Genomic DNA, 7,807 nt, shown 5'->3' with positions numbered 1-7,807 from the left:
GCCCAGCGGGAGCAAGCTCCCTCGCCACAGGTGTTGTGTTTGGTCTGGAACGATCGGCTGATCACAGAAAAAACCCTGTGTGCGGGCTTGCTCGCGAAGGCGGACTGACACCCAACACCTTCATTGACTGTCACCCCGCTATCGCGAGCAAGCTCGCTCCCACAATGGGCCTGTGGTGATCACAAGACTCATGGACACCCAGGATCACCTGTGGGAGCGAGCTTGCTCGCGAAAGGGCCTTCACATCCAACATCCATGCAAACTGACCCACCGCTTTCGCGAGCAGGCTCGCTCCCACAATGGATCGGAGTACGACCGCGAGAGCCAGGTCGGCTGTCAGGCCGCCTCGCGAGCAAGCTTTGCTCCCACAGGTCCTGCAAACAGATCTGATAGGTGGACGACCGGGAGAACCAGGTCGGCTACTAGGCCGCCTCGGGGTGGACGTTGATCTCGGGCGCCCCGTTAACCACGCTGGCCGAACGTAGGCATTGCGCAGTGGGCATCCCGGCATGGATGCCGGGATAGCCGCGCTGGGCCATGGATGGCCCTTCGCGGCGGGCCCACGGAGCAATGCCGGAGTGAGGGCACACCGAGCCTAGGCAAGGTGCCGAGTGGTGGGGCAAAAGCGCTTTGGTTACTTTCGCCTGGGCCGGCTTCCGGATTTTCGAAAGTGACCCGCCGTCAGGGCGGAACCCTAAGCAGCCGTTACCGCAGCAACGGATATGTACTCAATCAACAAGAGCAAGTCCAGCCGTGAGGCCGCCTTCGCGAGCAAGCCCGCTCCCAAAATGGGACTGTGGTGAACATAAGACCACCGACCTACATATTCCCAAAGGCTCTGAACACACCAATCATGGCCGGACCAATAGCAACCAGGAAAAAACTCGGCCACAGGCAGAAGATCAGCGGAAAGATCAGCTTGGTGCCAATCTTGGCCCCCATTTCTTCCGCCGCCTGGGTACGCCGATCACGAAACTCATCGGCGTAGATGCGCAGGGTATCGGCCACGCTGGTGCCGAAACGGATGCTCTGCGCCAGCAGGCTGACCAGACCCTGGATATCCTCCAGGCCGGTACGCACGGCCAGTTGCTTGAGGGCCTCAGTGCTGGTGATGCCCGCCCGGATCTGCGCATTGACCAGCGCCAGTTCCTCGGCCAGTTCAACCTGGCTGACCGACATCTCTTCAGCCACCCGCTCGATCGTCGTGGGCAGGGCGAGGCCCGACTCGACGCAAACCACCATCAGGTCCAGCGCATCCGGGAACGCGGCACGCAGCCGGCCTTGCCGTGCCTGCTTGCGCTTGCCGACGTAGATCGCCGGCAGCAACCAGCCGATGCCCGCCACGAGGGTCACCGCCAGCAGGCCGATGGCCACTGAAACCTTGACCATCGGCAGCAGCAACAACGCAACGCCGACCATCAACAACGGCAACATCAGGCGCACCGCCCAATACATTTGCACCGCCGAGGCAGACCGGTAACCGGCGTGGGTCAGCAAGGTCTGGGTGGCGGACGTGTGGGCCTGGTCGGTCGAGGCAAAACGCTGGCCGACCCGCTCCAACAAGAGCTGCAGGTTACTGGGCGCCTCCTGCCCCGCCGTGTTGCCGGCATATCCACGCTTGATCAGCGCCAGGCGTCGCTGCACTGGATCCTGCAAGCCCAGCATCAATAGCAGGAGCGCGACGGCCGCCAGCACCGTACTGATGCCGACCACGGTGACGAACAACAGGCGTGCCAGCTCTTCGTTGCCGGTGAACCGACTCAACAATCCGAGCAAAAAGTCCATGACTGAAACCTCTCGGCGCAACAGCGCTTAAACCTGGATCCGGATGATCTTTTTTATCCAGAAAATCCCGATCAACATGGCGCAGAACGCGCCGATGATCAGCTTGTGCCCTATGGGGTCATTGATCAGCACCGGCATGTAGCTGGGGCTGGTGAGCACGATGGCGATCGCCAGCACGAACGGGATCGCCACCAGCACCCAGGCCGACATTCGCCCTTCGGCCGACAGCGTCCTGATCTTGCGCTGGAAACGGAAACGCCCGCGAATCAACCGACTCAGGCGCTCCAGCACTTCGGTCAGGTTGCCGCCGGTCTCGCGGTGGATGAGGATCGAGGTCACCAGCATCATCACCGTCATGCTCGGCATGCGCTCCAGCAGGCCGAGCATGGCCCGGCGCACGTCGTTGCCATAGTTGATGTCGGAAAACGTCATGCCGAATTCCTGGGCGACCGGCCCTTTGTGCTCCTCGGCGACCAGACGCAGGGTTTCGTTGAACGGATGCCCGGCGCGCAAGGCCCGGCACATGGCGTCCAATGCATCCGGCAAACCTTCCTCGAACGCGGCGAAACGCTTGTTGCGGTCACGCAGGACTTTCAGCACCGGTAGCCAGGTCAGCGCAAATGCCGCCAACAGCGCCAGCCACCAGAGCGGCGAGACCATCAGCACCAACGCACCGGCCGCCACCCCCAGGATCAGACCGAGCAGCATGACCCGATAAGCCCGGTATTGATGCCCGGCCTGTTCGATCAGTTGGGTCAGGTTGGCCATGAACGGCAGTTGTTCCAGGCGAGCTTCCAAGGGGGACAGACGCGTCAGATATTTCTGCCGCAACACGGTCTGCATGTTGGGCAAGTGGTTGGCCTTCTCCAGTACATGCAGGCGCCCGCGAATGCGCTTGCGCATCTTGCCGGCTTCGCCGAACACCGGCACCACCACGCCCTGGGACAGCAGGAACACGGCGATGAACACCATGCCAAGGAACATCAGGATGAATTCACTGGGGATATTGTTCATGACGTCCGGCCCTCCATCCACTCAGGGCGAAACAGGGTCAGCGGCAATTCGATGCCGCGCTTGGCCAGCACATCGCGGAAGGCCGGGATCATGCCACTGGGCCGATACTCCCCAAGCACCTCGCCATGCTCGCCGATGCCCTGGCGCACGAAGGAGAAAATTTCGGTCATGGTGATGATCTCCCCTTCCATCCCGTTGATCTCTTGCATGCTCACCACCCGTCGCTTGCCGTCTTCTTGACGCTCCAGTTGGATCACCACATCGATGGCCGAGGCAATTTGTTGACGCATGGCCTTGATCGGAAAAGTCGCCCCGGTCATCGACACCATGTTCTCGACTCGCCCCAACGCATCCCGTGCGGTGTTGGCGTGAATGGTGGTCAGGGAGCCGTCGTGGCCGGTGTTCATCGCCGTGAGCATGTCCATCGCCTCGGCGCCGCGCACCTCGCCAATGACAATCCGGTCCGGGCGCATCCGCAAACTGTTGCGCACCAACTCCCGCTGGCTCACCTCGCCGCGCCCCTCGATGTTCGACGGGCGGGTTTCCAGGCGTACCACGTGGGGTTGCTGCAGTTGCAACTCGGCCGAATCCTCGATGGTGACGATGCGCTCGTTGTGGGGGATGAAACTGGAGAGCACGTTGAGCATGGTGGTCTTGCCGCTGCCGGTCCCGCCGGAGATCAGCACATTCAGGCGCCCGCGAACGATGGCCTTGAGCAGCAAGGCAATGGCCGGGGTCATGGTGCCGACCTGGATCAGGCTGTCGGTGTTGAGCAGGTCCACGGCGAAGCGCCGGATCGACATGCTCGGACCGTCGATGGCCAGCGGTGGAATGATCGCGTTGACCCGCGAACCGTCCTTGAGCCGGGCGTCCACCAAGGGCGAGGACTCGTCGATACGTCGCCCCAGGCTGGAAACGATGCGGTCGATGATGTTCAGTAAATGCTGGTCGTCGCGAAAACGCACGTCGGTGCGCTGCAGCTTGCCGAAGCGCTCGACATAGACCGAGGCAAACCCGTTGACCAGGATGTCGGACACGCTAGGGTCGGCCAACAGCGGTTCCAGCGGCCCGAGGCCGAGCACTTCGTCGGTGATCTGCTTGATGATCAGCTGACGGCTGACGGTACTCACCGGTGCCGAATGTTCCTCGAGCAGGCGCTGGCAGATATCGCGTATCTGCCGCGCGGCCTCGACTTGTTCGAGGGCATCGAGCAACGACAGGTCCATGACCTTGAGCAATTGCTGGTAGATCTTTTCCCGCCACTCGGCCTCCACCGGCGTGACCTGGCTGCGGGTTTCGTAAAGCACGTCGGGAATGGCCTGCTCCCAGGCCATCAACGCGACTGTCGGGCCCGGCAGGCCGTCGCCGGGCTGGACACCCACTGAAGCGCCAGGTTTGGCGGGCTGTTTGCGCAAGCGGTTACGAAAGTCGCTGATCATGGGTCATCCCCCGAAAAAACGGTTGAAGGCACGTTTAAGCAGGCCCTTGTCCGTGGCCATCTGGTGACCGACCAGGTCTTCGGTCAACTCGCGCAGGGCGGCGGTGATTGCCGCCTTCGGCGCATGCAGCCCCAACGGCACGCCAGTGTTCTGACTCTGGCTGACCAGGTTGAAGTCATTGGGCAATTTCGACAGATTCGTGCAACGCAGGGCCTCGCCGATGTCCTTGAGGCTGACGGCGGCGTTTTTGTCATAACGGTTGATCACGATCTGCAACTGATCCCCGCGCACGCCCAGGTCTTCGCGAAGGATGCGCACCAGGGCACTGGCGTCGCGCAGGTGGCTGACGCTCTGTTGCACCACCACGTACACCCGGTCCACCTGCTCCAGCACCGAGCCGGTGAGGTGATCGATCTGCCGCGGCAGGTCCACCACCACCCAGTCATAACTGGCGCGGGCCAGTTGCAACAGGGCGTCGAGCTGTTCCGGTTGGGCGTCCTGGGGCAGGCACAACTCACCGGCCCGACCGCCGAGCACATGCAGGGTCGGGCTGAAGTGGCTGCAAAAACCCCGCAGCGCGACGCTGTCCATCTCATCGACCTGCTGCAGCACTTCCAGATGGCTGTGGGACTGCGCCACATCCAGGTAATGGGTCACGCTGCCAAATTGCAGGTCCATGTCCAGCAGCAAGGTATTGCCTGCCCGGACGCTGAGTTGCTGGGCCAGGTTGCACGCCACCAAGGTCCCGCCGGAGCCGCCCTTGGCGCTGATCACGGCGACCAGCTTGCCCTCGTTGCCACTGCCCAGGCGCACATCCGCGACCAGGCGATTCAACGCCGCCACCAATTCGGTGTCGGCAATGGGTTCGGGTAGCACGTCGCGAGCACCGGCCTGCATGGCCAGGCGCATGCTCTCCTGCTCACTCAGCAAACCGCACACCAACATGGGCGGGCGCTCATGGGCCGGACGTTGCAGCAAGGCTGACAACTCTTCGCGCCACAGGTGGCTGACGCGCAACAGCAGCAGGTCGGGCATGCGGTCCAGGCCGTAGAGCGGATCGACGTGCCCGTTGCTCACCAGGCGCGTGCTCACCTCAAGACCAGGCATGCGCTGGCAGACGCATTGCAGGTCACGCAGGGACGTGGCATCGCGGCTGCTGATCAGTATCCGCAGCCCGGCTCTGCCGGTAGTGGACGCAAGCGGAGTTTCCCTGGTGTTCAGCATGGTGTGATCTCCCCGGAATCGGAATGACGCCCAAGGCTTTCGCGTGGCAAGGTTGCCCTGAACGTGGGCAAGGTAATGGGCACGCCTAAGCCGGGAATGAACAGGTTGAAAACGAAGTTCTGTACGCTCAACTGGACATAGCGGATGGCACGAAACCCAGTGACGCCAGACGTGTCGGCGGGATTTGCCACCACGGCCCCGTTGACGTCCAGATAGGTCAGCGCCAGGTTCGAGGTCGCCAGGCTGCTGATCAGCTGGCTGGTGCCTGAATCCGTCGCCGCGTTGAAGATGGCCCGCCGCAACACCACCGGGTCGCTGATATTGCACACCGCTGCCAGGCGCGCACCGCGCCGCGCGGCTTCATCCAGTGCATTGACGGTGAAATACAACCGGCCCATCTCCACCACACCGAACAACAGGGTAAACACCAACAGCCCAACGAAGGCGAACTCCACGACGTACGTGCCGCGCATGTGCTTATTGTTCATCAGAGCGCCCTCATGACAGTGGTCGCCACCAACTGGATGCCCAGCGGAATGGCGTTGCCAAAAAACCCGGGGATCGACCCAGTGCAGCTGCCCGCACCAATCACCGGGCAGAAGGTGTAGGTAATGGTGACGCGCACATGATCGATGCCCACGGCGGCGACCTGCACATTAGCCGTGGTCAACCCGGACACCACGGCGGCTCCGCTAGCGCTGGGCACGCCGTATACCGCAACGTTTTTCGTCTGGGTCAGGAGCGTGCTGCTCAAAGCGACGGCGCCGAGGGTGGAGTTCCACGCCTGGCTGGCGACGAAACGGTCGGCATCGCGACTGGCCTGCAACAGCACGTTGTACTGGTAGAGCATGCGACCGAACTCGCCGAAGGCCAGCAGCAGCAACAGCAGCAACGGCAGCACCAGGGTGAACTCCACCAGCGCCACGCCTTGCTGGGCTTGCGCTGGTTTGAAATGAGAAAATCCCATGACGCCTCCTACGAGTCGGTGCTCGGCGTGCCGCTGCCGTTGAGATAGGTTTTGTACAGCTGGATGATCTGTGGGCCGGCGTCGTTGTAGGGTGTCGGGCCGGGGACGTTGTCACCCTCGCACTCATGGACGAACTGGCCGAAGATCTGCGCCTGGGTGCCACCGCCGCTCATGGGCTGTACGACGAAATAGCAGCCGAACCCCAGCACAGGAATAGAGCTCGAGCCGCCTTGTTTGCCGGTGCAGTTGCCGACCACGATTTTCAGCATCCGGCGCTCGAACACCCCGTTGCTCTGGCAGCCACTGCCGCTTCCCGCCACACAGGCGGCGACCTGGGTCCGCCAGTCGTTGTAGTCCTGTATCGCCTCGCCGCCCGCCGAGAGATCACCACCATTGGAGCTGACGGGCTGCCCTTTGTATTGCGCTTGCGCGAGCGAGTCGTTGTAAGTCATCGCCGGTGAACTCGAAGTCGTCACCAGGTCCGGCGGATAAGCGGACGCACTGACCGGACCGTTGTAGATGCCAAAGCGTGTATTCAAGCCCTGGGACGCCGGGCCGACGGTATTACCTGGGGACGTCTGGACGTTGTCTCCAACGGCACGGCAGACCGAGCCGCCGCCCGCCAGATCCTCACGAACCGAGCTGCCGCCGGAGCCGAAATCGAGCAATTGAAAGTTGCCCGGTCCGATCGGTGAGGTATTGCCCGCTGCGGTCTTCAAGACCACCAGATCGCCAAAGTGGTAGCTCCAGAAGTTACCCGCAGCGGGGTCATATTGGCTGGCGTCGCCACAGACCATCAGGGGGGCCACGTCGCAAGGTGAAGTGGGACTGGGCCCGGCGGTGGCGATCGCCGCCACGGCTTTGCCGCCCAGGCCGCCGCTGCCCATCGACTGGACGAAACTCCAGAAAAAACCGTTGAGTTGATAGTTGGCAACCGACACCCGCACGTACTTGGCGTCCGTGGGGCCGGGGTAAGAGAAAGGGCCATAGACACTGCTGGATAATTCCACCACCGCAAAAGCGCCCGGATTGCCGGCGACGGCGGTTGCCAGCTCGGTATTACCGGCGGCGTTGGCATTTCTGTTGAGCGTGTCCAGGGCCGCGGCACGGCTGGTGCTGGCCATGTTGATGCTGCCACTGACCTGGCTGAGGGTCTTGGCGCCGCCCAAAGCCGCGGCATCCACCGCATTTTGCAGGCGCGTCTTGTTCAGCAGCATGTGCCCGCCATCGAGGGCCAACGCCGCCATCATGGAAATCGTCGCCAGGGCGATCACCATCAGTACACTCACCGCCCCTCCCTGGCGCCGGATATTGGCATTCATCATCGAGCCCTCATTACAACGTTTGAGGATCGGCATCGCCACGGCCTTTAACGGCA

At 62.5% G+C, this 7,807-nt stretch carries 7 protein-coding genes; all 7 read right to left on the bottom strand.

All coding sequences use genetic code 11. The annotated features are described in order from the left end of the window. Window positions 1-819: 819 nt before the first annotated feature. Genes LQ215_RS23970 through LQ215_RS23940 form a run of 7 tightly spaced genes read right to left on the bottom strand, consistent with a single transcriptional unit; the run spans window position 820 to window position 7,754 of the window. Window positions 820-1,785 (bottom strand): type II secretion system F family protein, encoded by a 966-nt coding sequence (locus tag LQ215_RS23970; RefSeq protein ID WP_230152866.1) that lies wholly within the window; start codon window positions 1,783-1,785, stop codon window positions 820-822. Between the two features lie 27 nt (window positions 1,786-1,812). Next, entirely contained in the window at window positions 1,813-2,799 is a 987-nt protein-coding gene (locus LQ215_RS23965; RefSeq protein WP_230152865.1) for a type II secretion system F family protein, read from the bottom strand. Then, window positions 2,796-4,238 carry a CpaF family protein gene (locus LQ215_RS23960; RefSeq protein WP_230152864.1) on the bottom strand — a complete coding sequence of 481 codons (1,443 nt, stop codon included), beginning with the start codon at window positions 4,236-4,238 and terminating at the stop codon, window positions 2,796-2,798. Before LQ215_RS23960 ends, LQ215_RS23965 begins: the two co-directional genes overlap by 4 nt. A gap of 3 nt (window positions 4,239-4,241) precedes the next feature. Further along, on the bottom strand, window positions 4,242-5,462 hold the full coding sequence (locus LQ215_RS23955; protein WP_230152863.1) for an AAA family ATPase: 1,221 nt from the start codon (window positions 5,460-5,462) through the stop codon (window positions 4,242-4,244). Next, window positions 5,456-5,950 (bottom strand): TadE family protein, encoded by a 495-nt coding sequence (locus tag LQ215_RS23950; protein ID WP_230152862.1) that lies wholly within the window; start codon window positions 5,948-5,950, stop codon window positions 5,456-5,458. The genes LQ215_RS23955 and LQ215_RS23950 overlap by 7 nt, the downstream gene beginning before the upstream one ends. Beyond that, window positions 5,950-6,429: a TadE/TadG family type IV pilus assembly protein gene (locus tag LQ215_RS23945; RefSeq protein WP_230152861.1), complete on the bottom strand. Its 480-nt coding sequence runs from the start codon at window positions 6,427-6,429 to the stop codon at window positions 5,950-5,952. Before LQ215_RS23945 ends, LQ215_RS23950 begins: the two co-directional genes overlap by 1 nt. Window positions 6,430-6,437: 8 nt before the next feature. Beyond that, window positions 6,438-7,754 (bottom strand): TadE/TadG family type IV pilus assembly protein, encoded by a 1,317-nt coding sequence (locus LQ215_RS23940; RefSeq protein WP_230152860.1) that lies wholly within the window; start codon window positions 7,752-7,754, stop codon window positions 6,438-6,440. Between the last annotated feature and the right edge of the window lie 53 nt (window positions 7,755-7,807).

Origin of the sequence: Pseudomonas brassicacearum, from assembly GCF_918698105.1 — a bacterium.
GTDB classification, from domain to species: Bacteria; Pseudomonadota; Gammaproteobacteria; order Pseudomonadales; family Pseudomonadaceae; genus Aquipseudomonas; species Aquipseudomonas brassicacearum_F.
The sequence above is the reverse complement of the archived record's forward strand: the minus strand, read 5'-3'. Positions and strand labels throughout refer to the sequence as shown.

Bases quoted from the DNA above. Each gene is read 5' to 3' on its own strand.
- LQ215_RS23970 (WP_230152866.1), bottom strand. From the start codon at position 1,785: ATGGACTTTTTGCTCGGATTGTTGAGTCGGTTCACCGGCAACGAAGAG.
- LQ215_RS23965 (WP_230152865.1), bottom strand. From the start codon at position 2,799: ATGAACAATATCCCCAGTGAATTCATCCTGATGTTCCTTGGCATGGTG.
- LQ215_RS23960 (WP_230152864.1), bottom strand. From the start codon at position 4,238: ATGATCAGCGACTTTCGTAACCGCTTGCGCAAACAGCCCGCCAAACCT.
- LQ215_RS23955 (WP_230152863.1), bottom strand. From the start codon at position 5,462: ATGCTGAACACCAGGGAAACTCCGCTTGCGTCCACTACCGGCAGAGCC.
- LQ215_RS23950 (WP_230152862.1), bottom strand. From the start codon at position 5,950: ATGAACAATAAGCACATGCGCGGCACGTACGTCGTGGAGTTCGCCTTC.
- LQ215_RS23945 (WP_230152861.1), bottom strand. From the start codon at position 6,429: ATGGGATTTTCTCATTTCAAACCAGCGCAAGCCCAGCAAGGCGTGGCG.
- LQ215_RS23940 (WP_230152860.1), bottom strand. From the start codon at position 7,754: ATGATGAATGCCAATATCCGGCGCCAGGGAGGGGCGGTGAGTGTACTG.